General features: G+C 47.9%; 25 protein-coding genes and 1 riboswitch. All 25 genes read right to left on the bottom strand.

The features are described from left to right. Nucleotides 1-86 precede the first annotated feature (86 nt). Nucleotides 87-827, bottom strand: a complete 741-nt coding sequence (locus tag MKZ13_RS28175; RefSeq protein ID WP_339179894.1) for a M23 family metallopeptidase — start codon at nt 825-827, stop codon at nt 87-89. A gap of 965 nt (nt 828-1,792) precedes the next feature. Further along, nucleotides 1,793-3,133: a stage II sporulation protein D gene (spoIID, locus tag MKZ13_RS28180; RefSeq protein WP_339179897.1), complete on the bottom strand. Its 1,341-nt coding sequence runs from the start codon at nt 3,131-3,133 to the stop codon at nt 1,793-1,795. A 467-nt stretch (nt 3,134-3,600) separates the two neighbouring features. After that, nucleotides 3,601-4,947, bottom strand: a complete 1,347-nt coding sequence (gene murA, locus MKZ13_RS28185; protein WP_017691942.1) for a UDP-N-acetylglucosamine 1-carboxyvinyltransferase — start codon at nt 4,945-4,947, stop codon at nt 3,601-3,603. A gap of 522 nt (nt 4,948-5,469) precedes the next feature. Continuing rightward, on the bottom strand, nt 5,470-5,727 hold the full coding sequence (locus MKZ13_RS28190; protein WP_017691941.1) for a DUF1146 family protein: 258 nt from the start codon (nt 5,725-5,727) through the stop codon (nt 5,470-5,472). Between the two features lie 606 nt (nt 5,728-6,333). Then, entirely contained in the window at nt 6,334-6,738 is a 405-nt protein-coding gene (locus tag MKZ13_RS28195) for a F0F1 ATP synthase subunit epsilon (protein ID WP_221821821.1), read from the bottom strand. A gap of 62 nt (nt 6,739-6,800) precedes the next feature. Further along, nucleotides 6,801-8,204: a F0F1 ATP synthase subunit beta gene (gene atpD / locus MKZ13_RS28200; RefSeq protein WP_339179902.1), complete on the bottom strand. Its 1,404-nt coding sequence runs from the start codon at nt 8,202-8,204 to the stop codon at nt 6,801-6,803. Between the two features lie 95 nt (nt 8,205-8,299). Further along, nucleotides 8,300-9,172, bottom strand: coding sequence for an ATP synthase F1 subunit gamma (atpG, locus tag MKZ13_RS28205; protein WP_076209796.1), 873 nt, complete (start codon nt 9,170-9,172; stop codon nt 8,300-8,302). A gap of 170 nt (nt 9,173-9,342) precedes the next feature. Continuing rightward, nucleotides 9,343-10,857 carry a F0F1 ATP synthase subunit alpha gene (atpA, locus tag MKZ13_RS28210; protein WP_047840700.1) on the bottom strand — a complete coding sequence of 505 codons (1,515 nt, stop codon included), beginning with the start codon at nt 10,855-10,857 and terminating at the stop codon, nt 9,343-9,345. Between the two features lie 16 nt (nt 10,858-10,873). Next, nucleotides 10,874-11,422 (bottom strand): F0F1 ATP synthase subunit delta, encoded by a 549-nt coding sequence (locus MKZ13_RS28215; RefSeq protein WP_339179906.1) that lies wholly within the window; start codon nt 11,420-11,422, stop codon nt 10,874-10,876. Next, a complete protein-coding gene (gene atpF, locus MKZ13_RS28220; protein ID WP_036612568.1) occupies nt 11,419-11,907 on the bottom strand; it encodes a F0F1 ATP synthase subunit B in 489 nt (162 codons plus the stop codon). The genes MKZ13_RS28215 and atpF overlap by 4 nt, the downstream gene beginning before the upstream one ends. A gap of 113 nt (nt 11,908-12,020) precedes the next feature. Further along, nucleotides 12,021-12,245, bottom strand: coding sequence for a F0F1 ATP synthase subunit C (atpE, locus tag MKZ13_RS28225; protein ID WP_017691934.1), 225 nt, complete (start codon nt 12,243-12,245; stop codon nt 12,021-12,023). A gap of 78 nt (nt 12,246-12,323) precedes the next feature. Further along, a complete protein-coding gene (gene atpB / locus MKZ13_RS28230) occupies nt 12,324-13,142 on the bottom strand; it encodes a F0F1 ATP synthase subunit A (protein ID WP_339179909.1) in 819 nt (272 codons plus the stop codon). 45 nt (nt 13,143-13,187) lie between these two features. Then, complete coding sequence (locus MKZ13_RS28235) at nt 13,188-13,565, bottom strand: ATP synthase subunit I (protein WP_339179912.1); 378 nt, start codon at nt 13,563-13,565, stop codon at nt 13,188-13,190. Further along, nucleotides 13,558-13,812 carry an AtpZ/AtpI family protein gene (locus MKZ13_RS28240; protein WP_024632723.1) on the bottom strand — a complete coding sequence of 85 codons (255 nt, stop codon included), beginning with the start codon at nt 13,810-13,812 and terminating at the stop codon, nt 13,558-13,560. The genes MKZ13_RS28235 and MKZ13_RS28240 overlap by 8 nt, the downstream gene beginning before the upstream one ends. 185 nt (nt 13,813-13,997) lie before the next feature. Then, the gene (gene wecB, locus MKZ13_RS28245) at nt 13,998-15,155 is read right to left on the bottom strand and encodes a UDP-N-acetylglucosamine 2-epimerase (non-hydrolyzing) (RefSeq protein WP_339179915.1); all 1,158 of its coding nucleotides are present in this window, start codon (nt 15,153-15,155) and stop codon (nt 13,998-14,000) included. 223 nt (nt 15,156-15,378) lie between these two features. Continuing rightward, nucleotides 15,379-16,008: a uracil phosphoribosyltransferase gene (upp, locus tag MKZ13_RS28250; protein ID WP_017691929.1), complete on the bottom strand. Its 630-nt coding sequence runs from the start codon at nt 16,006-16,008 to the stop codon at nt 15,379-15,381. A 425-nt stretch (nt 16,009-16,433) separates the two neighbouring features. Next, entirely contained in the window at nt 16,434-17,681 is a 1,248-nt protein-coding gene (gene glyA, locus MKZ13_RS28255; protein ID WP_017691928.1) for a serine hydroxymethyltransferase, read from the bottom strand. Between the two features lie 41 nt (nt 17,682-17,722). Continuing rightward, a complete protein-coding gene (locus tag MKZ13_RS28260) occupies nt 17,723-18,316 on the bottom strand; it encodes a TIGR01440 family protein (RefSeq protein WP_339179917.1) in 594 nt (197 codons plus the stop codon). A gap of 141 nt (nt 18,317-18,457) precedes the next feature. Further along, nucleotides 18,458-18,539, bottom strand: a riboswitch (ZMP/ZTP riboswitch). 96 nt (nt 18,540-18,635) lie between these two features. Beyond that, complete coding sequence (locus MKZ13_RS28265) at nt 18,636-19,208, bottom strand: low molecular weight protein arginine phosphatase (RefSeq protein WP_221821825.1); 573 nt, start codon at nt 19,206-19,208, stop codon at nt 18,636-18,638. A 58-nt stretch (nt 19,209-19,266) separates the two neighbouring features. Further along, a complete protein-coding gene (locus MKZ13_RS28270) occupies nt 19,267-19,827 on the bottom strand; it encodes a manganese efflux pump MntP family protein (RefSeq protein WP_221821826.1) in 561 nt (186 codons plus the stop codon). Nucleotides 19,828-20,001: 174 nt separating this feature from the next. Further along, nucleotides 20,002-21,240: an L-threonylcarbamoyladenylate synthase gene (locus tag MKZ13_RS28275; RefSeq protein WP_339179922.1), complete on the bottom strand. Its 1,239-nt coding sequence runs from the start codon at nt 21,238-21,240 to the stop codon at nt 20,002-20,004. Nucleotides 21,241-21,438: 198 nt separating this feature from the next. Next, a complete protein-coding gene (spoIIR, locus tag MKZ13_RS28280; RefSeq protein WP_339179924.1) occupies nt 21,439-22,098 on the bottom strand; it encodes a stage II sporulation protein R in 660 nt (219 codons plus the stop codon). 256 nt (nt 22,099-22,354) lie between these two features. After that, nucleotides 22,355-23,575 carry an FtsW/RodA/SpoVE family cell cycle protein gene (locus MKZ13_RS28285; RefSeq protein ID WP_339179926.1) on the bottom strand — a complete coding sequence of 407 codons (1,221 nt, stop codon included), beginning with the start codon at nt 23,573-23,575 and terminating at the stop codon, nt 22,355-22,357. Nucleotides 23,576-23,846: 271 nt separating this feature from the next. Beyond that, nucleotides 23,847-25,067 (bottom strand): FtsW/RodA/SpoVE family cell cycle protein, encoded by a 1,221-nt coding sequence (locus MKZ13_RS28290; protein ID WP_339179929.1) that lies wholly within the window; start codon nt 25,065-25,067, stop codon nt 23,847-23,849. An 85-nt stretch (nt 25,068-25,152) separates the two neighbouring features. Further along, the gene (gene prmC, locus MKZ13_RS28295; RefSeq protein WP_339185462.1) at nt 25,153-26,037 is read right to left on the bottom strand and encodes a peptide chain release factor N(5)-glutamine methyltransferase; all 885 of its coding nucleotides are present in this window, start codon (nt 26,035-26,037) and stop codon (nt 25,153-25,155) included. Nucleotides 26,038-26,043 lie beyond the last annotated feature (6 nt).

The raw sequence follows: 26,043 nt of genomic DNA on the forward strand, positions 1-26,043 counted from the left end.
CTTCGAAGGTCCCATTATTTTCTGAAAAGCACAAAAAGAGCAGAGGTTTAACCCCCTGCCCGTCATGTTGCTGCGGTAAAATTCATTTATTTTTCCGGAAGATATCCTTGAGGGTTAACCGGCTGTCCGTCTTCGTACACTTCAAAGTGAAGATGGTTGCCAAGCGTTTTACCCAATTCATTGACGCCAGCGGATGCAATCGCATCTCCCTGTTTCACTTCGTCGTCCTGTTTCACTTTGACGTCTGCCAAGCTTTGGTACACCGTCTTCAGGTTATCGCTATGTGTGATTTCCACAACTTGACCTGTGAGCGGATTTTGCTCAACCCGGGTGACTTTACCGGCGAGTGCTGCTTTGACTTCAAACGATTTGTTATCCCCACGTGCCAGATCCACACCCGTGTTCGGGATGAATGTATCATTGTACTGCACCATTGCCGCTTCATGTTCCTCGGTTGAAGCTTCGCTATCATAGAAAGGTTTCACTACCGAAATTTCGGACGGTACCGCTACCGGCCATACAAAATTCTCCGACTTTGCAACAACTTCCACACTTTCTTCTTCTCCACCTACTGCTGTTCCTTCTGTACCCGCCGATGCGCCTGTTTCTACTACCCCGCTAGCAGGGTCCGAGTTTAGCGTTTTGTCGCCTGTGCCCTGATAGACCCACACTAAGGTTAGTATAATGCCTGCTGCTGCGATGTAGGCTGCCGGGAAGACCCAGCGTTTGGACATTGCTCTTTTCCATGAAGAGGGCTGACTAGCCGGTACTCCTTGAGTTGTTTTAGGAGTTTCTTCTTGGTTTGTTTTTTTGTTTTGTTCATTCATGTTAATCACCTCAGTAACAAGTGTTACCGGGTGCAACTCTTTTATACACGCGCGACTCTAATTATTTTCACGGAGGTTTCAGAGAGTGCTATATATGGAGTGTGTGTGCAGCTAGTTGGTGCGCCGCTTCGGGGCCAGAAAACCTTTCGACCGGCTGTTATCCCCGGATTTCCTGATTATTTCTCCCAAGGGAGAAATCCGGTGATAAAGGCGGACGCTTCGCTTCTACAGGTCTTTTCTGTCCCCTGCGCTCCCCATACGGCTAGCACTCTCCGCATATATAGCCAAATCTCAAAAACTCCGGAAGGGGTGTTGGTAGACTGATCCCGATTGGCTGTAGAGGCCAATCCTTCTATGAAGTGCTTTTATCGGTGAGAGAAGGATATAGGATGTGACTGGATAATACAGATGTAAGGTACTCTAGGTTCGTTAAAGTGAGATGTGAGATTAGAGATAGACAAGGCGCGCCAATACTGACTGTTTCAATTAACATCTAGATTTTAAAGAAACTGAATCATGATTGGTTACAGTATAGTTAGAAGTCGCTTGGTAGACAGGGAACATAAATCAATTTTTTAACCTTAGGGCTTGGAAAAGCATGTAGTGAATGGCAGTACCCTCAATTTTGCTAATGATTAGATAATAAAATATTTCTAATGAACTCAGGCGGCATTATTGGCGGGGAAATCTCAGCTTAGAAATTCTAACGAACCGTAGACACGCTAATCACTCTTTTGGGCGCCATTATCGGATCAGTTCGGTGGTATGTCGTGATATAACGCGTCTGAGATTCGTTAGAATTTCCATTCACTGGATAACGCCTGATAAGGTCTCTCCGATTCGTTAGCGCGCCAATGGTGTATGTGAAGTCTGATGAGTTCCAAACCTATACTGCTCTCATTCACATACATTTGCATACATTCGTATCCATTCGAATTATTTTGCCTTATCCGTGTTCATCTCTCCTACTTCGATGCAAGCATCTTGGATGCCTGTCCGAATGAGATGCCGGTATAGTAATGTTTGAGAATCTGGGTGGCGGTGTGTCCCTCCTGCGCCATGCCGTTTGCTCCCCATTGACTCATGCCAACCCCATGCCCATACCCGAACGTTGTAATTTGGACCTCGTCACCTGTGGTCTTCCAACTGAACTGGCTGGATCTTAATCCAAGCAGTTTACGCACCTCTGGTCCGCTGAATCTTTCACCTGCGATCTGCATTTCCTTAATCCGATGTCCTTTGGTTGTAGACAACACTTCCATCCACGACCCACTCTTCTGGGCGGTAACCGGAATGGCATCCAGGTTTAACTTCTGCAGAACCTCATTACGCTTCATGGTGACGGTCTGCTTGAATCCTGGTGCCAGATTTTTGTCCCACGGACTGTCTACACTTTTCAGATATGGTACAGCGTTCCCCCATACATCCTCGGCATTCTCGGTATACCCATTACTTGTGGAAAAAAAGGATGCGGTGATTGCCTTGCCCTGATATGTCATCACCGTATCTCGACTTTCGCGTACAGCCTGTTGCAGCTTCTCCCATTCCTTCGCCTTCCCTAGACGCGTCCAATCCGCTTTCACCTGATCTGGCGGAATAAACACCTGATGGCTGACCGTATCGGTAACATCCGCCGCACCTGATGGAACACCGCTGGTATCACTCGCAGCTAACCTACGCACGATAAATGTACGAGCAGCTATTGCCTGTGCCTTTAACGCCTCCAGTCTGAATTCCGCCGGCATCTCAGCTGCCACAACCCCGGTAACATAGTCTTCCAATGGCAGATTCATCGTTGTGCCCGTTGCAGACAGGTATACGCGCACTTTTGGTTCAGGGTAGGTAACAGGAAAGGCTGGCGCAGGAGCTGGGGTTCTTGTACTGCTTGAATCTGTTGGAGCAGGGATCGGCTTAGGTGCTTCGCTTGTCCGCGGCCATACCAGAATTACCGGAATCAGTAACGCCATTGCCAATAAGGCAGATACAGCGGCGGCAGGTTGCCATCTCGTCGTATTGCGTCCCCATCGGGGTTTTCGTCCAAATGTCCGCATTCGGCGACGCTTCACTCGGCGGAACTGGTCCAGCTCAATAACAGGTATATGAATATGCTCGGTTGTCTTCTGGTTCAGTTCATCTGTCGACACCCGTCCTGGATTGGATAATCTTGCAGGCTGTGATGGAACAGTCCTCAGGTTCGATGGGGCAGGCTTATCTTTTTCCACTCCAGAAACGGTATTTCCCTCCGGCTCTTGCATACCTGGACGAGGGACAAGGGGTACCTTTACCTGTACACGAGCTTCTTTCATTCGAATATAACCCTCCGTTATCCATGGCCGGTCATGTGCCGGTCGTGTTGTTCAAATCCATAGTTTAGGTTATGAGCTGGCTTGATCTGATAGAACCTGATTTGAGAGAAACGAGGCCCTTTTCGTTCTGTTCAATTTCTTGTTTTCTTTTGCTATGTACATCATAGAAACGTTGATCTGTCGCTGTATACCGGTGTTTAGCTGGATCCGACACCCATATAAAGTATGCTCTTTCATTTGGTTCAGAATCGATACAGAATACGATGTTATGCTATACAAGTTAGGACCAGCTATTAATAGAATCAGGTATCAAATATCTCGTTGTCTTCTTAAAAGTAAACACAAAAAAAGCCAAGCCAGATGGCTTAGCTTTATCATTTTTGACAATCACGTTCCATCGCATTCATAATCCACACAACTGTGTGACTTATAATAGAGGGACCATATTTTTTCTATTCAATCCAGTGTTAAGCCAAAGTTGGTTGCACCTTAAACATCGGTACTTCTTTCTCCACTTTTTCACTAGGTGCTTTGGTTGCTTCCAGCTTAGGCTCATCAACCGAGATCCGATAGATGTCAGCGCCAAGCCCGTTAAGCTTCTCAGCGAGATGTACATAGCCACGGTCGATGTGATGAACACCGCCCACTTCCGTTGTACCTTCAGCAACAAGACCTGCAATAATGAGTGCGGCACCCGCACGCAGATCGGTAGCCGTTACTTTGGCACCCTTCAGTTTGGCATTACCTGTGACGATGGACGAACGTCCTTCAACTTTGATCTCCGCATTCATCAATTGGAATTCATCCACATGCATGAATCGGTTTTCAAAAACAGTCTCTGTCACGACACTTGTTCCTTCAGATGCAAGCAAAAGTGCCATCATCTGGGATTGCATATCTGTCGGGAATCCTGGGTATGGTAATGTTTTCACATCCACAGCCTTAAGAGGGCGATCTGCGATTACACGCACGCCATTCTCATCCGGTTGGATTGTTACACCCATCTCTTCAAGCTTCGCGATAACGGAGCCTAAATGATCAGAGATTGCACCTTCAATGTACACGTCACCACCAGAAATTGCAGCAGCAGCCATATACGTACCAGCTTCTACCCGATCCGGAATAACGGTGTGTGTAACACCTGTCAGTTTCTCCACACCTTCAATGCGGATCACTCCAGTACCAGCACCACGTACGATGGCACCCATCCCATTCAGGAAGTTGGCAAGATCCACAATCTCAGGTTCTTTTGCCGCGTTCTCCAGGACAGTTACACCTTCGGCCAATGTTGCAGCCATCATAATATTTTGAGTGGCACCTACGGAAGCCACATCCAGATAAATTTTCGCGCCACGCAACCGACCTTGGCTACGAGCTTCGATATAACCTTGGCCCAAGCTGATCTCTGCGCCCATGGCTTCAAAACCTTTCAAATGCTGATCAATAGGCCGTGTACCGATGGCACATCCACCAGGAAGTGAGATTCTTGTATGACCCATACGAGTCAACAAAGGCCCCATGACCAGGAAAGACGCCCGCATTTTACTTACCCATTCATACGGGGCTTCACAGGAAGTAAGTTTCTCCGCATTTACGGTAATCACTTCGTCCCGGTATGTAACTCCCGCTCCCAGCGATTCCAACACCTTGTTAATCGTCATCACATCGTCTAGAGGAGGTGCGTCAATAATAACGCTTTGTCCTTCTTCCCCTAAGAGAGAGGCAGCGATGATCGGAAGAACAGAATTTTTAGCGCCGCTAACTTTGACACTTCCGGTCAACCTTTTGCCACCGCGGACGATAAATTTGCTCATCATGGTTCCCTCCGCGCTTTTATTCCCTTTTCTTCATTCCGGAATACGTAAGCCCCACTATGCTAGAAAGGACTGTTGCTGTGTGTGGAATTTCGACATATTCTGGCATATTGCCACAGATGTCTGTTCAGAAAAGAATTGGTTTTTATAATCCATATCAATGATACCATGTGCCGTGCATCTTGCTATTCAGCATGTAAAAATCAGTGTCTTACAAGCCAGCAGAGCATCAGAACAGACAGAGTGGGATGGTTATTAGCCGGCATGAACCGGATATCCCGTTTATAACTACAAAATAAGTGAACAATTGTGAATTCCCTAACTTCCATCATAACATTGTTGAATTGTACGATACAAGCATTTTTACATAAAACATCTCAAATTCATCCAATTTTACGTCACATTTTTTTCTTAATTTCTTTACCGACAACTCATACTCTAATTGTTAACACAATTAATCGATGTTATTCGACAATGAGCAGCTTGAAGAACCTAACAGATGATTAACCAACCATCTCAACATTAAAACAAATTACGCAACATTTGAGTCCAGGACAAGTAGTCAATGACAAAGCCAGCAACGGCATGCCCCAAAATGATGGCGAGCAACAAATGCAACAGTCTTCCCTGAGCACCTCGTGGTTGCCTGATGATTAAATCCAGTTTGAGATTTGTCAAAGCCCACCAAGACAACGCTATACATAACAGGGAGACGATGATTGAGACCAAGCCATTGGTGCTTAGCGCCTGGTTCACCTGATTCGTCAGATCAGTATCCATATATTCTTTACCTCCACATTTGTTGCAGCGATCAGCATATCATATGCCCGGCACCCATAACTTGTTAGTATACTGGAATGTCTTAAGCACAACATACTGAGCGTACTGTCAGATTTACTCCTGCCAGACAGGAATCTCCTGATGCCCAATCACCGAGCAGCAACAATGCGGCTGTGCATGACTATGGAATCTACTACGCAGCTTCCTGCTTCTGCTGACTCTATGGAATATAGGCTCTTTCATCATACATTGTCAATTACATTGATTTCCACTTCTAAAATAGTTTAATTTTAAAATGCCGGGATTTTGTGACTAAAACGACATAAAAGAGCGCTATTTCGATATCGATTCTGTCATTTCCTCGGAAATAATTTAAATTTACTCATGAAAAAAATGGTTCTCTTAGTGGTAAATGCGCCCACTACTTTAGTCCTACATTCTATTCAAATAATCATAATCGGTGAATATTTTGCTTAAAATACTTCTGTTTACTGAAGGGATAGGATGGATTTGTGGTCAGCCCTTTTGATATATTCGATAAAACAATTCTATTAAACAAACTCAAAAAAGCCCGGCAGACTAAGCCGCCAGGCTTCAAAGAATCGTTTATTTGCCGAACACATTAATCCGGTTAACCGCTTTTTGCAGCGCAATCTCTGCACGACGGTGATCAAAGTGGTCCTGATTGCTTTGGCTTGCAAGCCGACGTTCTGCCCGCTCTTTCGCCGCACGCGCACGATCCACATCAATGCTTTCCGGGAATTCAGCACTCTCTGCGAGTACAACAACCTTATCTTTACGAACTTCGATAAACCCGCCACCGATAGCAACTCGTTTATTTTCTTTTCCGTTATGGATATAGATTGGTGCAATCTGCAAAGGTGTAACCATAGGAATATGACCTGGCATAATGCCAAGTTCCCCTTCAATACCACGAGCCGTAATGCTATTCACCTGTTCTGAATAGACCAAACGCTCGGGTGTTACAATTTCCAACAAAAAGGTGCTCAATTCCATCCCTCCTGAAATATCCGAAGGATAGCCCGCTTCATAAGGACAATCCTGGATTCAGACTAAACCAGTGTTTTGGCTTTCTCCACTGCCTCTTCAATTGTACCAACAAAGAGGAAAGCTGCTTCCGGAAGATCATCATACTTACCTTCGAGAATCTCTTTAAAGCTGCGCACCGTTTCTTTAACTGGAACGTATTTACCCGGAATACCGTTAAATGCTTCAGCAACGTGGAAAGGCTGGGACAAGAAACGTTGGATTTTACGAGCACGGTATACAAGCGCTCTGTCTTCTTCACTCAACTCGTCCATACCCAGGATTGCAATGATATCTTGCAATTCATTGTAACGTGCCAAGATACGTTTAACGCCTTGAGCGACGCTGTAGTGTTCTTCTCCTACAACTTCAGGGGACAAGATCCGGGAGCTGGAAGCCAGTGGATCTACCGCAGGGTAGATACCCATCTCGGAAATTTTACGCTCCAGGTTCGTCGTTGCATCCAAGTGGGCAAACGTCGTTGCAGGAGCCGGGTCAGTGTAGTCATCCGCAGGCACGTAGATGGCCTGGATGGATGTTACAGAACCTTTTTTCGTTGATGTGATACGTTCTTGCAGTTGACCCATTTCTGTTGCCAGTGTAGGTTGGTAACCTACCGCGGAAGGCATACGTCCGAGCAAGGCAGATACTTCTGAACCCGCTTGGGTGAAACGGAAGATATTATCGATAAAGAGCAACACGTCACGGCCTTCTTCATCACGGAAGTATTCCGCCATCGTCAGACCTGTGAGGGCTACACGAAGACGTGCGCCTGGAGGCTCGTTCATTTGTCCGAAGACCATTGCTGTTTTGTTGATAACGCCGGAATCACTCATCTCGTGATACAAGTCATTACCTTCACGTGTACGCTCACCAACACCCGCAAATACGGAGATACCGCCGTGTTCTTGTGCGATGTTGTTGATCAATTCCTGAATGGTTACCGTCTTACCTACACCGGCACCACCGAAGAGACCGATTTTACCACCTTTAGCGTAAGGAGCAAGCAAGTCGATAACTTTGATTCCTGTCTCCAGCATCTCTGCTTGGGTAGTCAGTTCATCAAATGCAGGTGCTGAACGGTGAATCGGGTTCTTGTGCTCAGCAGCTACGGTACCGCCAGTATCAATTGCTTCACCGAGTACGTTAAATACACGACCCAGTGTTGCTTCTCCGACAGGTACAGAGATTGGTGCTCCTGTATCTAAAGCTTCCATACCACGAACAAGTCCATCCGTGGAGGACATCGCAATACAACGTACTCGGTTGTCACCCAGATGTTTCGAAGCTTCGAGTGTAAGGTTTACACTAACGCCGCTCTCACTTACTGTAGTGATCGTAATGGCATTGAGGATTTCCGGCAGACCGCCGCGATCAAACTCGACGTCAACAACCGGACCCATGATGCTCACAACGCGTCCTTTGTTCATCTTAACGTTCCCCTCCTACAAGCCTGCTACTTTTGCAAAAATAATGTACCGTTCGTTTATCTTTGCTCTGCAAGCCTTCATTAATAAAAAAACGGTTAGCCTTGTGCTGCGTTGGCACCTGCCACAATTTCCGTAATCTCCTGCGTAATCGCCGCTTGACGGGCACGGTTGTATGTCAATGACAAGTCGTTAATGAGTTTGGATGCATTTTTGGTTGCATTACCCATTGCTGTCATTTTCGCGCCGAGCTCACTTGCCTTACCGTTCAGAAGTGCACCATAGATCAGCGTTTCCGCGTAACGCGGAAGCAGAACCTCCAGTACAGCCTCAGCAGACGGCTCGTATTCGTAGCTTGCCGTTGGTCCTTCTGCAGCAGTTACCTCAGGTGTTTCCATCGGAAGAAGTTTCTCTACCGTAGGAATCTGGGTCAACGCATTCACAAAGCGGTTATAACAAATGTACAATTCATCAAATTCAGCCAGTTCAAACCCATGAACAGCTTCGTGTGCGATGGATTTGATATCTGCAAATGAAGGCGAATCCGACAGATCCGTTGTTGTGGATGCCATCGCCATTTCACGACGTCTGAAGTAATCGCGTCCTTTACGTCCAATGACGAACAATTCGTAGTCATCCTGGGAGTTGTGGCGCTCTTTGAGCGTCTGGTTAACCTGACGCAAAACGTTCGCATTGTATCCACCTGCAAGACCACGGTCCGATGTAATGATCAGGTAAGCTGTCTTTTTGACCGGACGGCTCTCCAGCATCGGGTGCTGTATACCTTGCGTGCTTGATGCAATACTAGCTACAACTTCTTTCAGTTTCTCCGAATAGGGACGGGCTGCTTCCGCTTTTTCCTGCGCTTTACGCAGTTTTGCAGCAGCTACCATCTCCATTGCTTTGGTGATCTGCTTGGTGCTTTGTACGCTTTTAATTTGCCGCTTAATTTCGCGCATGCCTTTTGCCATGATTTCACCACCTCAAAACTTTGACGGGGTCAAAGTTACTTCGTAAGCATCACCACTAGTTTTGACAAAGTCAAAACTACATCGTAAGCATCATCTTTTTTGACTGAGTCAAAGTATTACATGCAGACATGCGGAATCGGTTAGACAACTCCGCACCTGCAATCATTTATTTAGACAGAGACAGCAAAGCTCTTTCTGAACTTCTCAATTGCACCTTTCAGTGCATTTTCGTTGTCTGCAGTCAATTCTTTAGTATCACGGATGGATGCAAGAATCTCCGGATGGCTGCTCTCCATGAACGCGAGGAACTCACGCTCGAAACGAGTAACATCACCTGTTGGAATCTCATCCAGGAATCCTTTAACCGCAGTGTACAAGCTGACAACCTGTTGTTCTACAGGCAGCGGCTGGTTAACACCTTGCTTCAGGATTTCCATCATACGCGCACCACGATTCAGGCGGGCCTGAGTCGCTTTATCCAGATCGGAACCGAACTGGGAGAACGCTTGAAGCTCACGATATTGAGCGAGGTCGAGACGCAGGGAACCTGCAACCTTTTTCATCGCTTTGATCTGAGCAGAACCACCGACACGGGATACGGAAATACCTACGTTGATCGCCGGGCGTTGTCCAGCATTGAACAAGTCAGCTTCCAAGAAGATTTGTCCGTCCGTGATGGAGATTACGTTCGTTGGGATGTATGCAGATACGTCGGAAGCTTGTGTTTCAATAAACGGCAGTGCGGTTAAAGAACCACCACCAAGTTCATCATTCAGCTTCGCAGCGCGCTCCAGCAAACGGGAGTGCAGGTAGAAGACGTCACCCGGATAAGCCTCACGGCCCGGTGGACGACGAAGCAACAAGGAAAGCTCACGATATGCAGAGGCTTGTTTGGTCAAGTCATCATAGATAACCAGAACGTGCTCGCCTTTGTACATGAAGTACTCACCCATCGAACAACCGGAATACGGTGCGATGTACAAGAGTGGTGATGGATCGGAAGCTGCTGCTGTTACAACAATTGTGTACTCCATTGCGCCTTTACGACGAAGAGTTTCCACAACTTGAGCAACCGTAGACTGTTTCTGACCAATAGCCACGTAGATACACTTCATGCCACTGCCCTTTTGGTTCAGGATCGCATCAATTGCGATGGATGTTTTACCTGTTTGACGGTCACCGATGATCAACTCACGTTGTCCGCGACCGATTGGAACCATTGCATCAATGGCTTTGATCCCTGTTTGCATCGGCTCATGAACCGATTTACGATCCATTACGCCTGGTGCTTTACCTTCAACCGGACGGAATTCCGTTGTAGCGATTGGCCCTTTGCCATCTACAGGAATACCGAGCGGGTTCACAACGCGTCCAATCAATGCTTCGCCTACAGGCACTTGCATGATTTGACCAGTACGTTTAACTTGGTCACCTTCACGAATATCGTAGTAAGGTCCCAGGATAACGACACCGACATTGCTTTCTTCGACGTTCATGGCGAGTCCCATAACACCGCTTGGGAATTCAACCAACTCGTTGGACATGACGTTCTCAAGTCCGTAAACACGAGCGATACCATCACCAACCTCGATTACCGTTCCGACTTCGACTACATCGATATCGGTCTTGTATTGTTCGATTTGGCTCTTAATTAATGTACTGATTTCTTCTGGTTTGATACTCAAGTGTCCTCACCCCAATCTACTGTACTCGTCTGTTAAAAGACTGCTCAAGACGTTCGAGCTTGCCAGCCAAGCTGCCGTCATAGATCGTATCGCCAATGGCGACTTTCAATCCGCCCAGCAGAGTCGGATCAACAATGTTCTCGATACGAATCTTTTTATTCACACGGCCACCGAATTCACGGGCTACCGCTTCTTTTTCTTCATCATTCAACGCATAAGTCGAATAGACACGTGCATCAGCGATGCCCAGCGACTCACCTTGGATCTTCCGATAATCATTCAACAAGTCTCCCAGCAATTCAACGCGTCCGCGCTCAATCAACAACAAGACTGTACGAAGGACTGAATCGGATACCTTGCCATCAAGACTTGAGTGAATTACGTTCTGCTTGGCTTCATCAGAAATATTAGGGGATACGATAAATTTCTCGATATCTGCATCTCCGGTCAATGCACTGACTACTGCAACCAGTTCCTGTTCAACCTCAAGCACCTGCTTTTGCTGAAGAGCAACTTCGAACAATGCTTTCGCATAACGCTTGGCAACTATCGTATCGCGGCTCATTGTCGGCCTCCTACCTCATTGAGGTATTGGTTCACAAGCTCTTCTTGTGCAGGACCGTTCTCAACTTCTTTTTTGATCAACTTAGATGCAATCTGAACGGAAGCTGTACCCAGTTCGCTGCGAAGTGCTGCGACTGCTTTGTTCTTCTCGCTCTCGATTTCGCGTACTGCATCGTCTTTCAGACGATTAGCTTCAGCTTTTGCATCAGCCAAAATCGATTCAGCTTGTTTGCCACCTGTTTGTTTGGACTGTTCAATGATGTCGTAAGCATCTTGACGTGCTTGTTCAAGAGCTTGTTTTTGTTCCTCCACATAGGCAATGGCCTGTTCCCGAGTCTGTGCAGCCTCATTCATCTGCGTCATCACGAGTTCACGACGTTTTTCCATAATGGAGAACAAAGGCCCGAAGGCATAACGGCTAAGCAGCCAATATAAAATTGCAAATGCAACAATCGCAAGAAGCGTATTTTCCCATATGAAACTCAATCTGTTCACTCCTTCCTGGAGGTATCCTTGAAACGTCATCCGTTAGAACGGACATTACCTAAAAAGAAGGCGCGGATGGCTATGGCCTTCCCCGCCAAACCTTTAAAATTTAATTAAGCCATACCGTAGAACATGAACGCGAGTACCACACCGATGATCGGCAATACCTCGATCAAACCTACACCGATAAACATTGTTGTTTGAAGAGTGGATTTTGCTTCTGGTTGACGGGCAATACCTTCCACCGTTTTGCTGATTACCATACCGTTACCAATACCTGCGCCAAACGCGCCCAGTCCTGCAACAATTGCTGCTGCGATTAATGCCATTGCTCCCATTTGTATATCCTCCTTAAAATGATAAATCGAATTTTTTATTGTTCAGCCTGGTGAAGAAATCTTCGTAGGGCTTGAAACTTAATGCTCGTCGTGCGTCTCGATGCTCTGTGAAATGTACACCATCATCAAGATAACAAACACAAATGCCTGGATCGCGCCGATAAAGATACTAAAGCCTTGCCACACCATAAGTAGCGGAATCGCTGCAATAGCACCAAACACTTTAAATGTGGTCAGTTTCAGGATCGTTGCGATCAGTACCTCACCTGCGAAGATATTCGCGAATAGACGCATACCGTGTGTCAACAGCTTGGATGCCGTCTCAATCAAGTTGATTGGCAAGAACAAAGCGAATGGCTTCAGGTAATGCTGGAGATATCCTTTTGTGTTGCGGAACAATCCCAGTCCATGAGATACCAGGAACGCTACAAGAGCGAGTCCCATCGTTACAGACAAGTCGGCTGTTGGTGATTTCCACCAGGCCAGTTCAACGTGTGGGTGTGCTTCAGGGTCCTTGGCATGCGCTTTTTCAAACGCCTCCACCGCTGTAACAATCGGCTTACCGAATACTTGCGCATGTTCTGCGCTGTCCACTGCAGTTACCGCTTGGAATGGAAGTCCGAGCATGTTTCCTACAAAAATGAACATAATCATGGAAAGAGCGAGAGAGATAAAATGTTTACCTTTCTTCATATCCATTGTACTGGAAATCAGATTGCGGACGAATTCTACTGCCCACTCCATAAAATTTTGCAGCTTGCCGGGATTTTCAACGGATAATCTCCGTGTTGCCAGTACAGCAAAAATAAAAACAAGTGCACCTGTTACCACCAGCATCAACAGTACCGATAGATCCAGTCGAAATCCGCCAAGCATAATAATTGGAGCTTCATGCATATTTTTCTCACCCCTTTCTCGACTTGAAAGCTGCAGCCCTTAACATCATTCTGCTCTGCGGGAATGGACAATCCCTATAATCAGTAAGGAATATTGTGCAATGACGAGACCGCCTGCAACCGCATATGTATTGAAGTACTGCGGAAAGCGCATCGATATGAATATACCGAGCACAGCGAGTGCCGCTCTTGTCAAAAATCCCAGGTTCACACGCTTCAAGTTACCTTCTGCCGCATCATCAGACATTTTCCTTACTTTGTAGCCCAAGTAAAATGCATTGATCCAGCTAACTCCTGTACCCAGGGCCAGTCCCAAAGCAATTGTCTCCACACGTGGCATAAAGGCCGCTGCGAGAAAACAAATCATAAGAAAGTACATGATGAAAACAGTCATCGATCTGCGGTATCTGGTTAGTTCACTCATCACTTTCCCCCATGAATTTTTTCGCGATAAAGTAGATGCTTACACCGCCTGCCGCAAGAAAAAAGAGAACGCTTACGGCGATCCATATTCCGTTACCCCCGATGGTCTTGTCCAACCAGGAGCCAGCGTAATATCCGGCAACAGCGAGAATGGCAATCTCGATCCCAAAAGCTGTCACGAGCCCCATCGCTTTCCACACATTATCGTCATGGTTACGGGATGAATTTGGTTTGTTCGAATCGGCCATTTTCCACGCCACCCTTGCAATCCCAGTTAATTTTACTGAATGATGAGAGCCTTTGTCAATTGAATGATTTTAGCGTTTTAAAGGGGGAAACGACGGGAATACAGACCCTCAAAGCCCATAAACCCGCGTAAACCGTACAGTTTAACTGTATGCTTGCCCTTTATAAATCCGTCAGAAAAAATGTATTATTTTTTGAATTTTCTGTGAAATGATTCCGGACGCTCACTATTTACACCAAAATGGTGCAAAATCGCATTGACAATTCTTTCCGAAGCATGTCCATCACCGTATGGATTGGCAGCCTGACTCATGCTTGCATACAGGGTTTTGTCTGTAAGCAGAGCTTTGGTCCGTTCATACACAAGTTCCTCTTCGGTACCTACCAATTCCAGCGTTCCGGCTTCAATACCTTCCGGGCGTTCTGTTGTATCGCGCAATACGAGCACAGGCACACCAAACGAAGGCGCTTCTTCCTGCAAACCGCCTGAATCGGTCAAAATCAAGTGAGTGTGCGGGTAAAAGTTATGCAAATCCACCACGTCTAGTGGATCAATTAATTGAATACGGGGATGATTCCCCAAAATCGCGTGAGCCGGCTCCTTCACAGCAGGACTTGGATGCACCGGGTACACGATGGCAATATCTTCGAATTCGTCGGCAATCCGTTTGACGGCCTGGAAAATGTTGCGGTGAGGCTCGCCTTGAGATTCGCGGCGATGAGCTGTCATCAGCACAAGGCGTTTGCCTTGGGCCCAATCAAGTACCGGGTGTGTGTAGTCCTCCCGTACAGTATATTGAAACACATCTGTTACCGTGTTGCCTGTGACGTACGTACTAGACTCCGATTTATTTTCTTTGACAAGATTGGAAGAAGACCAATCCGTAGGCGCAAAGTGTAGATCAGCCAGTACTCCCGTCAGCTGACGGTTCATCTCTTCCGGATATGGAGACAGCTTGTTCCACGTCCGCAGTCCCGCTTCCACATGTCCTACCTGAATCTGTTGCAAGAATGCTGCGTAGCTCGCTACAAAGGTAGTTAATGTATCCCCGTGAACCAGCACAATATCCGGTTTAGCTTCAGCTAACACGGGCTCCAGACCACCAAGCACACGAATTGTAATTTCATTCAATGTCTGACGGTCCTTCATCACATCCAGATCATAATCGGGATGAATGTCGAAAACGTCAAGTACCTGATCCAACATCTGGCGATGCTGCGCAGTTACGCAAACAATAGATTCAATAGACTCAGGGTGTTTCTGCAATTCCAAAATAAGCGGAGCCATCTTGATGGCTTCCGGACGCACCCCGAAGATCGTCATGACTTTAATTTTGTTGGACATTCGAGCAAAGCCCCTTTTCTATAAGTTCATGTTCAAAAAGTCCGGTTTTCAGTACCAAGAATATGGAATGAAGGTAGAAATGGAGTAGCAGAGCGTAGGGAAAACTACGTGAGCAACGGACATTTCGGCTGAATTTCATATTCGATGCCGATGATGCCCTTGGGCATCCTTCGTAATCAAAATTGGACTTTTTGAACAACCTCTTACAAAGCATGCGATATGCTTATTTAGTGCCGTATAGACGGTCTCCTGCATCTCCAAGCCCTGGAACGATATAACCATGATCATCCAGACGGTCGTCCAATGCTGCTACATAGATGTCCACATCGGGATGTGCATCCTGCACAGCTTTTACGCCTTCCGGTGCTGCAACCAGGTTCATCATTTTGATTTGGGTACAGCCACGTTTTTTGAGCACGTCAATAGCTGCAATTGCCGAACCACCCGTTGCCAGCATCGGATCAATTACAATCAATTGACGCTCTGTTACGTCTGTAGGCAGTTTGGTGTAGTATTCTACCGGTTGCAGTGTTTCCGGGTCACGGAACAGACCAACATGTCCAACTTTTGCCGCTGGCAATAATTTCACAACGCCATCCAGCATTCCGAGTCCTGCACGCAGAATCGGCACCAGTCCGAGCATACGTCCAGAGATAACTTTACCTTGTGTTGCAGCTACAGGTGTCTGTACATCAATCGTTTCCAGTTCAACATCTCTTGTAATCTCATAAGCCATCAACGTTGCTACTTCATCCACCAATTCACGAAAATCTTTCGTATTCGTACGCATGTCGCGTATAAACGTCAGTTTGTGTTGAATCAAAGGGTGATCACATATTACTAATTTTCCCATCTAATTTGTCCCTCCGGTAAGTTCTTCATGTTCAGCATTTCCAAATATACCTAGCCACCATTCATGGGCTCGATAAATCCTGTATATTATATCATCACCAACAACGAATTACACCATCAAAGGGCACCCAATCATTACAGATTACCGAATCCTATAAAAAACAGGACCGGAAAATGATCCATCCGGTCCTGTTTTGCTCATGCTGTTATGTCATTGAGTGGGAAAAAATATGAATACAAGTGATGCTCCGCAAACAGATTGCACCTACGATCGCTGTTATCCCCTGATTTTTTTGATTCTCCTATATAAGGAGAAAATCATGGGATAAAGGCGAGCGCTTCGCTTCTCCGATTGCATTCTGCCAGCTTCGTCTTTTGTATTCCAATTTATAAAAACTCAAAAGAAAGCAGCATGAGCAAAGTTTTTTAGTATTTAAGATCTGTATAGAGCGGGAATTGGTCTGTCAGTGCAGTTACTTCTGCACGAGCTTCATCCAGCTTCGCTGTATCTTTTGGATTTTTCAGCGTTTTGGCAATGATCTTACCGATCGCTACCATTGCTTCTTCGTTCATGCCACGGGAAGTTGCAGCAGGTGTACCAATTCGAATACCACTCGTTACAAACGGGCTTGTAGGGTCGAATGGAATGGCATTTTTGTTCACGGTAATACCGATGGAGTCAAGCACATGCTCAGCTTCCTTACCTGTGATGTTCACACTGCGTGTGTCGATCAGCATCAAGTGGTTATCTGTACCACCGGATACGATGTTCAATCCTTCAGCGATCAGTGTTTCAGCCAGAACCTGTGCGTTTTTCACAACATTCTGTGCATATGTTTTGAACGAAGGTTGCAAAGCTTCTCCGAATGCTACCGCTTTGGAAGCGATCACGTGCATCAAAGGTCCTCCTTGGGAACCAGGGAATACGGCTTTATCAATCGCTGCTGCCCACGCTTTGCGGCACAGAATCATACCACCACGAGGTCCACGCAGCGTTTTGTGTGTTGTTGTTGTAACGAAATGCGCATGTGGAACCGGGTTTGGATGCAAACCAGCAGCAACCAGTCCTGCGATGTGAGCCATGTCCACCATGAACAAAGCACCTACATCATTGGCGATGGAAGCCAGCTTTTCAAAATCAATGGTACGCGGATATGCACTTGCACCTGCAACGATCAGACGAGGGCGGTGTTTGAAAGCCGCTTTGCGTACTTCATCATAATCAATCAGGAATGTATCTTCCTGTACGCCGTATGCTACAAAGTTATACAGCAAACCGGATGCGTTAACCGGGCTACCGTGTGTGAGGTGTCCACCATGGGCAAGGTTCATACCGAGTACAGTATCACCAGGTTTCAACGCTGCAAGATATACTGCCATGTTCGCTTGTGCACCGGAGTGAGGTTGAACATTCACATGTTCTGCTCCGAACAATTCTTTTGCACGATCACGCGCGATGTCTTCAACGATGTCCACATGCTCACAACCGCCATAGTAACGTTTGCCTGGATATCCTTCAGCGTACTTGTTGGTCAGAACAGATCCCATTGCTTCGATTACTGCTTCACTTACGATGTTCTCGGATGCGATCAGTTCGATGTTGTTCTGTTGACGTTTCAGTTCAAGATTCATCGCTTCCAGTACTGCCGGGTCATTCTTGCGCAATTGTTCCATGATTAAATTCCTCCCAAGTATAGTGAAGTAGGTTGAATATGTTAGTCACATAATGTCGAATCTGGTTGTTCTTCCATACGATACACCGCGCGTTCGCCGCCAATCAACTTCGGACGAGTCAACGCTGTGATTACACGTGCATCTCCAACATAACGGAGCGCTGTACGAAAAGGTACGGCTACATGCCGGAGATGCATCCCAATCATCGTCTCCCCAATGTCCAGTCCCGCATGGGCCTGCACATGTTCAGCCAGGCATGGATCGGTCAGCGAACGATATGCTGCGGATGCCATTGAACCTCCGGCCTTGGGCACGGGTACTGCACCAACCTCGGTCAATCCAAGACGAGTAAGCACAGAACGTTCCATTACCAACGCACGGTTCAGATGCTCACAACATTGGAATACCGTGTCAAAACCGAATTCCTCCTGCACCTCGCGTATACCCGCAAGAAGCTGCTGTGCCACTTCAATGGCACCACTCGTACCAATCCGAGCGCCTGCGACTTCACTTGTGCTTGTACCGATCACAACGATCTGTCCAGGCCCAAGCTGTCCGGCAAGCGCAAGTTCATGCAGAATAGACGCGGTCTGTTCCTGCAATCCGGGTTGTTCCGAATCTAACTCTATAGTCATCCTATCATCGCCTCCCGATAAAATCATGCCCGCTGTCTCTTAGCTGTCCTTCGTATTCTTGCACGGCATCTCAGGTACTATTATAGCGAATAATCAGATGAAAGACGAAAAAAAGAGCAGTCTGCGGGTAACGCAGAATTGCTCTTTTGCCCAGGCGACCGGCCGTTTGTTCCGGTGCTCCATCGTGGTTATGCCCACTTCGTCGCCAGTTACACCGGATCCCTGTTTTCCCCTTCATCATAAAACAACCCGCGGCTAAAATCAACGGTTAATTTACATCACGTGTCCTATTTCTATAACCTGCCCCGCAGGATCAGAATTATCCCAGCTTATCCAAAAGCCGGTCCAATGCCGTCCGAATCTCAGCTGCAGCTATATTGTAATCATCACGACTTCCCCCAAACGGATCGGAGATGTCGAAACTTGGAATTCGTTGTCTAATCTCAATGGCTCGCTCACGCTCCGATGCCAGGATCTCTTGCCCAAGGGCACGTTTCATCTCAAGCGTTGCAAACAGGCTGTCCAACTCCTGAACATCACTTAATACCTGTTCATCATCCTCCACATATTCTTTCAATGTATAAGTTTTGTGGACTGAATCGGGAAAAACCTGCATGACATGCTGCTTATGACTCCGTGTTAACGTAAGAACCAGATCGGCCCAACCTACCAGGTTAGCGCTAAGCTGTGTGGAATGAGGTGGACCTTCAACGTTATGATCTCTCAAAACCGCTTCAGCATGTCGGGAGATCGGCATACCCGACGTTGCTGCCACACCTGCGGAGCGAACCTCTACCTGAATGCCGCGCTCCGATGCCAGTTTTCGCAAAAGCCCCTCTGCCATGGGGCTGCGGCACGTATTTCCTGTACATACGAATAAAATATGTTTCATTGTGTTAGCCTCCCCATTTTACATATGATGCGAATGATATGATATCTCAAGTTTTATTCTAAAATATAAACAAAAGTCCAAACGCAAGCAAGATTGCGCCACCAATAGCTTCGCCGTAATCCCCGAGATTCTGGCTCACCCGACGGCCTAATAACAGCCCCATAACCGACATCACCCCGCCACAAACACCGAAAGCAAGTACGGTTAAGATCAGATCACTGCTAAACATCCCTAAGGAAACGCCAACGGAGAACGAGTCCACACTTACGCTGAGGGAGAACAACACAACGCCGAGCAGGGAACGGTGGTCCACCAGCTTGGTATCGCCTTCACGGAATGCATTCAGAATCATATGAGCACCCAGCAAAACAAGCAATCCACCTGCCGCATACGTCGTAATGTCACCGAGCAGGGAGCTGACGTATTTGCCCATATACATGCCGATGAGCGGCATGATGATATGAAACAGCGCCGTTACAATACTGATTCGCAATACATCCCGCAGCCGAATGCCCTTCATGCCAATTCCGATTCCGAGTGAGAACGCATCGAGGCCAAGCGCAATAGCCATGATCAAAATGGTTACAAACTGCCCAACATGGGCAGACACATCCCACATCCCCATACCCCCAAGTCACGTAAAGGTTCTTGTACACGATATGCGGACAAGGACCTAAACATGACCGATGAAAGGCAAACGGCGACGGATCTCTGGTCAGATGCTGGCTTTATAGAATCTTGATTTTGTTTTGGAAAAGGGTGATTACTCTCCTGACTGTATGATCAGGAGAGCTTAAGAGGGTTGCTGGTTGCCAACTTGTATGAGTTGGTTCCCCGCAGCCTTGAGCAGCCGATTCATGACGGCTGCTCCCAGCCCTTCGCGTGAGCAGGCTTCAGCCACAATATATGTGGCGCCTTGCTCATCGCAGCTACGCAGCGCGGCGTATAGCCGGCGCGCTGCTTCTTCCAGCTCGCTGGCGTCTCCCAGCGAGAACACGGCATCGGCGCGGTACTGCTCCGCGTGCTCGGCGAACGCCAGCACCGCGGTGCGCTCTCCGCGCTGCGCCGCCTCTGCGAGGGCGGCGCTAATCCAGGCCGCCACCGCTGCAGGCGGCCCCTCTACCACGCACAGCGCCCCTGCGGGTGCGTAGTGCGTGTACTTCATGCCCGGCGAGCGCGGCGCCGGGCTGCCCACGCCATCGGCCCCCTCCGCGAGTAGCGCGGGGTCCGTGGCGACACGGGCGGCAACGGCGGACAGTTGTTCCGCCGTAATGCCGCCAGGGCGCAGGATGGTGACGGTACCGTCGTCACCGACCTGCACAACCGTGGACTCGACGCCCACCCCGGTGGGGCCGCCGTCCACAATGCCGCCGATGCGGCCATCCAGATCCTCGCGCACATGAGACGCGAGTGTTGGGCTTGGCCGCCCGGAACGGTTCGCGCTTGGCGCAGCCACAGGGCACGCCGCCGCCGCGATCAACTGCAAGGCCACCGGGTGGTCCGGCATGCGCACGGCCACCGTGTCCAGTCCGGCGGTGACACGCGGGGACACCGCTCCCGGCCTAACCGGCAGCACCAGCGTCAGTGGTCCCGGCCAGAAGGCCGCCATCAGCGCTTCCGCTGTTTCGTTCACTTCCGTGACTAGCGTATCCAACTGGTCACGGTGCGCAATATGGACAATCAGTGGATTGTCGGAAGGTCGGCCTTTGGCGACAAATACAGCCTCCACGGCTGCTGTGCTACGCGCATCGGCACCCAAGCCATAGACCGTCTCGGTCGGAAAGGCCACCGTCTGACCTTGACGAATGCAGGCTGCGGCAGCCTGCAAGTCGGCGAGCGCCTGTTGATCGGCGCTCCCCTTTTTCACATCCAATAATTCAATATTACCCATTCCTTGATCATTTTCAGCGCTCACCAAGACACGTACATCCCACATCTCGGTGACCAGTTCTCTCGAAGCTTTCATATCACGGTTTTCTCTACCATCCCTCATCTCAGAGGTGTGTTGAACTGGTTCGTTTTCTCTGCTCATATATCATCATTCCTAAACTTCAAGTAGGTTAGTTCATATCCATATTCAATATAAGTAATTATAACATACCTCTCCCGCCTCGGATGCCCTTCACATTTCACTCCACGCATGAGTCTCACTTTAACTTCACCACTAATTCATATCAAAAGGGCAGCTCCATGAATCGAAGTCACCCTTAATCATATTATAAATACGTTGTTATGCGAACAATCCAGTTACCCAACTCCATAGTTTCACAGCCATATCCCACAGAAAGAATCTCGCTTCCGGTGTGTCTTCCTGCACAGATGCTTCTGCATCTCCTGGTTCAGCCGCTGCGGCTGATACCGTTGAAGGTTTCGCCAGTGCATCCCCGGTCCCTGCATCAATGAAGCACAACGGCGGGAACAACACACACCACCAGTTCTGACCTTTTCCTTCGCCCAGCGTAATACGAACCGCTTCATAATCTCCGGCAGGATACACAGTGCCACCATATAGTTTGGTCGGGAACGGAACGGAACCCAGCTCCACCTGATACTCATAATTTAAACCGCGACTGGCCAACTCTTCTCCTACTCTATTCTCAATCTCGGACAAATGCTCACGAATAACCTTGCGCGCTTCATCCAGACTTTGCGGATTCTCCAGTTCGGCTACCCACTCGCCCATCTGAGCAACGACAGCATCCCGAATCTCGCGTTTCACCAATTGATCTCCCGGTGCATCCGAGTTTGCTAGAATACGCAAGCGAATCGATTGTTCTGGAATTGCTGTGGCTGCCACAGCTGCATCCGTTTTCTGACCTTCCCACATCATGATAATCAACATAAGACATAAAATAATAAGTCCAATTTGCTTTACAATTCGTCTGTTCATTCCGTTCTCCCCCTTGGCTCTCTGATCACGTTGCCTGCAACTCTCTCATGTCTATCAGTATGCCCCGAAGAACCGGAAGTAAACCTAGCATTTGCAATAAATCTACTACATCAATTCTCTCATTTACATTCGCTCACCAGTCATGTTAAAAAAGGCTGATCTGCACCTGGTTACAGGGCAAATCAACCTCTTTATTCCTACGAAAGATCACGTTATCTACTCCACAGCTTTGCTTTTCACTACACCGACTCAACAGTTACACAGCACTTTTCTCTTTCTTGAGCATATTCCATAAACGTTCCGACAACCGAGGTTGCTGCTCCCCGATCAGAAGTTCATCCTCCTCTTCTTGCCCGTACAACTTTATGCTCATGACTACACCGATGCAAGCCATATTTATAAGCAAAGAGGTGCCGCCGTAACTGATGAACGGTAACGTAATACCTGTGAGTGGCATCAGTCCGAGGAACGCCCCCACGTTCTCAAACACCTGATACAATAACATTCCGATAATACCTACAATGATGACGGGTCCCGCGCGATCTCTGCATGCCAGAGCAATCAGCACCATGCGGTGGATCAGGATAAAGTACAACAGAATCAGTACGGATGCACCAACAAAGCCAAACTCCTCTGCGATCACAACAAAAATGGAATCAGAATACGTATAGGGGACTCGTCCACTCTGAACGGATGTTCCTTGCAAATAACCTTTGCCGATGATGCCCCCTGAACCGATGGCTAAACCTGCATTTTTCGTATGCCAAGAAGCCTTTGAGGTAGCCTTTTCCGGTACAAGCCAGGGATCAATCCGCTCCGCCCAATGCTCACGTTTTATCTTCTCAAGAAAAGTGAATACTTCATCATGGTAGAAGGTATAAGCTTTGACAAAACCAAAGAACGCTCCCCCCACAATCGCCAGTGCAATCAATGCGTGCTTCAGCCTCATATTTCCGATCCAGAATACCGCAGCCAAAATCACCACATACCCCAGCGCATTCCCCAAATCATTCTGAGCCATAACAAGGGCAAACGGAATAAACGCCCAACAGCCAATCGGCACAATATCTCTCCAAAATTTCAGCGTGCCTCGTTGTCTCTTCACGATCAAATGGGCGAGGAACAAAATCAGAATCATCTTGAACAGCTCTGCGGGTTGAAAAGAAAAGTTCTCGCCCAGCTTCAGCCAACCGTTGGCGTTATTGATTGAACTTCCCAGGACATTGGCCAGGATCAGTAGTATGATCCCCAAGCCATACAAATAAAACGCATATTTCACGTATAACTTGTAATTCACAAGCCCGATCACAAGCACCGCAATGAACCCGGCCACATAGAAATACATCGTTTTGACATGATGATTCGCCAGGTTGGCATCTGTCTGCGTTCCGCTATAAATCGCAAATACACTAATAATCATGAGCAGCAGCATGACAAAAAGAATCACACCGTCCATCTTTTTCAGCATTCTCAACATGACGCCGTCCATCCCCCTGAAATCTAGCATTCTATGATTTCCAATTAAACTCAATATTACCATTGTATATAATTGGATAATAAAATGGAAATCAGGGTCATTTCAGGTTAAAAAAATGAACTATTCAATGGCCTGAATTACGCCGTAAAAACAATAAAAACCCCAAAACATCCACCCAATGTGACTTGGGTTGGTCTGTTCCAGGGTTTTATCGTGATCTCGGCTTATACCTAAATATCTTTTGTTTGCTTCACGATTTGATTCCAGAGAGTTATTGCTCTTGCTGTGATGGCTTCCGTCTGAACAATTTCATGACCAGTTCCGTAATACTGAGTTGTTCTGACGAACCCAGGATATCTTCATTTTCTTCCGTATGCACTTTGATACTCATGACAACGCCCATACTGAGCATGTTGAGCACAAGAGAGGTACCACCGAAACTGATAAACGGAAGGGTGATCCCTGTTAATGGCATCAGACCGATAAACGGACCGATATTAACGAAAATCTGATAGAGCAACATTGAGATAATACCTACAATTAGGTACGGCCCAGCTCGATCCTTGCACTCCAGCGCGATCAACACCAGCCTGTGAATCAGAATAAAGTAGAGCAGTAACAATACCGAGGCTCCAACAAAACCGAATTCTTCACCAATCTGCACAAAGATGGAATCCGCGTATGCGAGCGGTACTCGATTGGACTGGATTGTCGTACCTTCGAGATACCCCTTACCACTGATTCCTCCTGAACCGATGGCTAACTTGGCATTATAGGTCTGCCACAATACATCTCTGGATGTCTGTTCTGGCACGAGCCAAGGGTCAAACCGCTCAGCCCAGTGAGCACGTCCAATATCCTTGAGGAACTTGGCAACTTCATCATGATAATGAATATAGGCCTGTGTTCCACCAATAAAGGCAGCGACAGCAATCACAAAACCAATCAGTGCATGGCTGAATTTCACATTGCCAATCCACAACAGACCGACAAGAATGACTACATAGCTCAAAGCATTCCCCAAATCATTTTGAAGCAGAACCAACAACAAAGGAGGCAAAACGCACAGTGCGATCGGAATGACATCACGCCCGAAGAATAAGGGTCTGTTTTTCTTTCTCGCAAGCAGAGCAGACAGGAAAACGATTAAACACAACTTAAATAATTCCGCAGGCTGCAAACTAAGGCCAAAAATGGATAACCAGCCTTGGGCTCCATAATACGTAACACCGAAAAAGTTAACGATGACGAGTAGCAGTAGACCCACACCGTAGATATATAAATAGTTTTTAATAATCACTTTATAGTTAATCATAGACATTCCGAAGAATACGATGAAACCTATAATATAGAAAATCCCTGCCTTTTGGGGATAGGATTCCCATCTCGGACGACCAAACGTTGTACTGTAAATCGATAAAATACTGATACCCATCAGAATAACGAGTATAAAGACAATAGAATAGTCTATCTTTTTAAATTTGTGCAGCATGTAATTATGTTCCCCCAAGCATTCAGAAATCTTCGGTATATCTCATTGTAGAGGATTTCACGGCAAAAAGAAAACCCGCGGAACCTTACATTTTCGTCACCTGTTCCGAAGTACGAACACCCAGGACATGCCGCTCGATTCCGGCAAGGTCCGGTACAATGATTATTTCCGGCCAATGTCCCGCCGATTCAAGCAAAGCTGCGATGTCATGAGCCTGCCCCTGGCCCAGCTCAAAACCAATGATCTGCGGCGGCGCAGGCAGCAGCGCCAACTGCTCCAGCATGACACGGTACGGTGCAAGCCCGTCCGGACCGCCGTCCAATGCCATGCGCGGCTCATGATCGCGCACCTCTTGCTGCAACCCGGCGATATCCGCCGCCGGGATGTATGGTGGGTTGGACACCAAGATGTCCACCCGTGCCCCGGCGAACGGGGCCAGCAGATCGCCTTCACGGAAGTCGATCTGTACCCCGTTCGCGGCCGCGTTCCGCGCGGCCACTTGCAGGGCAGCCGCCGAGAGATCTCCGGCGCCTACCTGCCAGCGCGGGCGTAGTGAAGCCATCGTCACCGCGATGGCACCACTGCCCGTGCCGATATCGACGGCGAGCGGAGCGCCGTCGGGAAACACGCGGTCGGCTTCGCGCAGCACAGCCTCGACCAACAGCTCGGTCTCCGGCCGCGGAATCAGCACGGCCGGCGTGACCTCAAACGGCAGCCCATAGAATTCCTGGCTGCCGATAATGTATTGCGCCGGCTCACCCGCAGCCTTGCGCGTGACGGCGTCCTCCCAGCGGCTGCGATGCTCGCTGGGAAAAGGCTCCGGCTGCATCATGTAATACGCGGCGCCATAAACGCCGAGTACATGTTCCAGCAGCAGCCGGGCATTGTTTTGCGGCTCGTACACGCCGCACTTCTCCAAAAAAGAGGAAGCCTCCACGAAGGCTTCCCGACAGCTCTGTTCCGGCGTCATGACAAA

Source organism: Paenibacillus sp. FSL R5-0701, from assembly GCF_037973995.1.
In the GTDB taxonomy this organism is placed as follows: domain Bacteria; phylum Bacillota; class Bacilli; order Paenibacillales; family Paenibacillaceae; genus Paenibacillus.

Bases quoted from the DNA above. Each gene is read 5' to 3' on its own strand.
- MKZ13_RS28175 (WP_339179894.1), bottom strand. From the start codon at position 827: ATGAATGAACAAAACAAAAAAACAAACCAAGAAGAAACTCCTAAAACA.
- spoIID (WP_339179897.1), bottom strand. From the start codon at position 3,133: ATGAAAGAAGCTCGTGTACAGGTAAAGGTACCCCTTGTCCCTCGTCCA.
- murA (WP_017691942.1), bottom strand. From the start codon at position 4,947: ATGAGCAAATTTATCGTCCGCGGTGGCAAAAGGTTGACCGGAAGTGTC.
- MKZ13_RS28190 (WP_017691941.1), bottom strand. From the start codon at position 5,727: ATGGATACTGATCTGACGAATCAGGTGAACCAGGCGCTAAGCACCAAT.
- atpD (WP_339179902.1), bottom strand. From the start codon at position 8,204: ATGAACAAAGGACGCGTTGTGAGCATCATGGGTCCGGTTGTTGACGTC.
- atpG (WP_076209796.1), bottom strand. From the start codon at position 9,172: ATGGCAAAAGGCATGCGCGAAATTAAGCGGCAAATTAAAAGCGTACAA.
- MKZ13_RS28215 (WP_339179906.1), bottom strand. From the start codon at position 11,422: ATGAGCCGCGATACGATAGTTGCCAAGCGTTATGCGAAAGCATTGTTC.
- atpE (WP_017691934.1), bottom strand. From the start codon at position 12,245: ATGGGAGCAATGGCATTAATCGCAGCAGCAATTGTTGCAGGACTGGGC.
- atpB (WP_339179909.1), bottom strand. From the start codon at position 13,142: ATGCATGAAGCTCCAATTATTATGCTTGGCGGATTTCGACTGGATCTA.
- MKZ13_RS28235 (WP_339179912.1), bottom strand. From the start codon at position 13,565: ATGAGTGAACTAACCAGATACCGCAGATCGATGACTGTTTTCATCATG.
- MKZ13_RS28240 (WP_024632723.1), bottom strand. From the start codon at position 13,812: ATGGCCGATTCGAACAAACCAAATTCATCCCGTAACCATGACGATAAT.
- wecB (WP_339179915.1), bottom strand. From the start codon at position 15,155: ATGTCCAACAAAATTAAAGTCATGACGATCTTCGGGGTGCGTCCGGAA.
- upp (WP_017691929.1), bottom strand. From the start codon at position 16,008: ATGGGAAAATTAGTAATATGTGATCACCCTTTGATTCAACACAAACTG.
- glyA (WP_017691928.1), bottom strand. From the start codon at position 17,681: ATGGAACAATTGCGCAAGAATGACCCGGCAGTACTGGAAGCGATGAAT.
- MKZ13_RS28260 (WP_339179917.1), bottom strand. From the start codon at position 18,316: ATGACTATAGAGTTAGATTCGGAACAACCCGGATTGCAGGAACAGACC.
- MKZ13_RS28265 (WP_221821825.1), bottom strand. From the start codon at position 19,208: ATGAAACATATTTTATTCGTATGTACAGGAAATACGTGCCGCAGCCCC.
- MKZ13_RS28270 (WP_221821826.1), bottom strand. From the start codon at position 19,827: ATGTGGGATGTGTCTGCCCATGTTGGGCAGTTTGTAACCATTTTGATC.
- MKZ13_RS28275 (WP_339179922.1), bottom strand. From the start codon at position 21,240: ATGAGCAGAGAAAACGAACCAGTTCAACACACCTCTGAGATGAGGGAT.
- spoIIR (WP_339179924.1), bottom strand. From the start codon at position 22,098: ATGAACAGACGAATTGTAAAGCAAATTGGACTTATTATTTTATGTCTT.
- MKZ13_RS28285 (WP_339179926.1), bottom strand. From the start codon at position 23,575: ATGTTGAGAATGCTGAAAAAGATGGACGGTGTGATTCTTTTTGTCATG.
- MKZ13_RS28290 (WP_339179929.1), bottom strand. From the start codon at position 25,067: ATGCTGCACAAATTTAAAAAGATAGACTATTCTATTGTCTTTATACTC.
- prmC (WP_339185462.1), bottom strand. From the start codon at position 26,037: ATGACGCCGGAACAGAGCTGTCGGGAAGCCTTCGTGGAGGCTTCCTCT.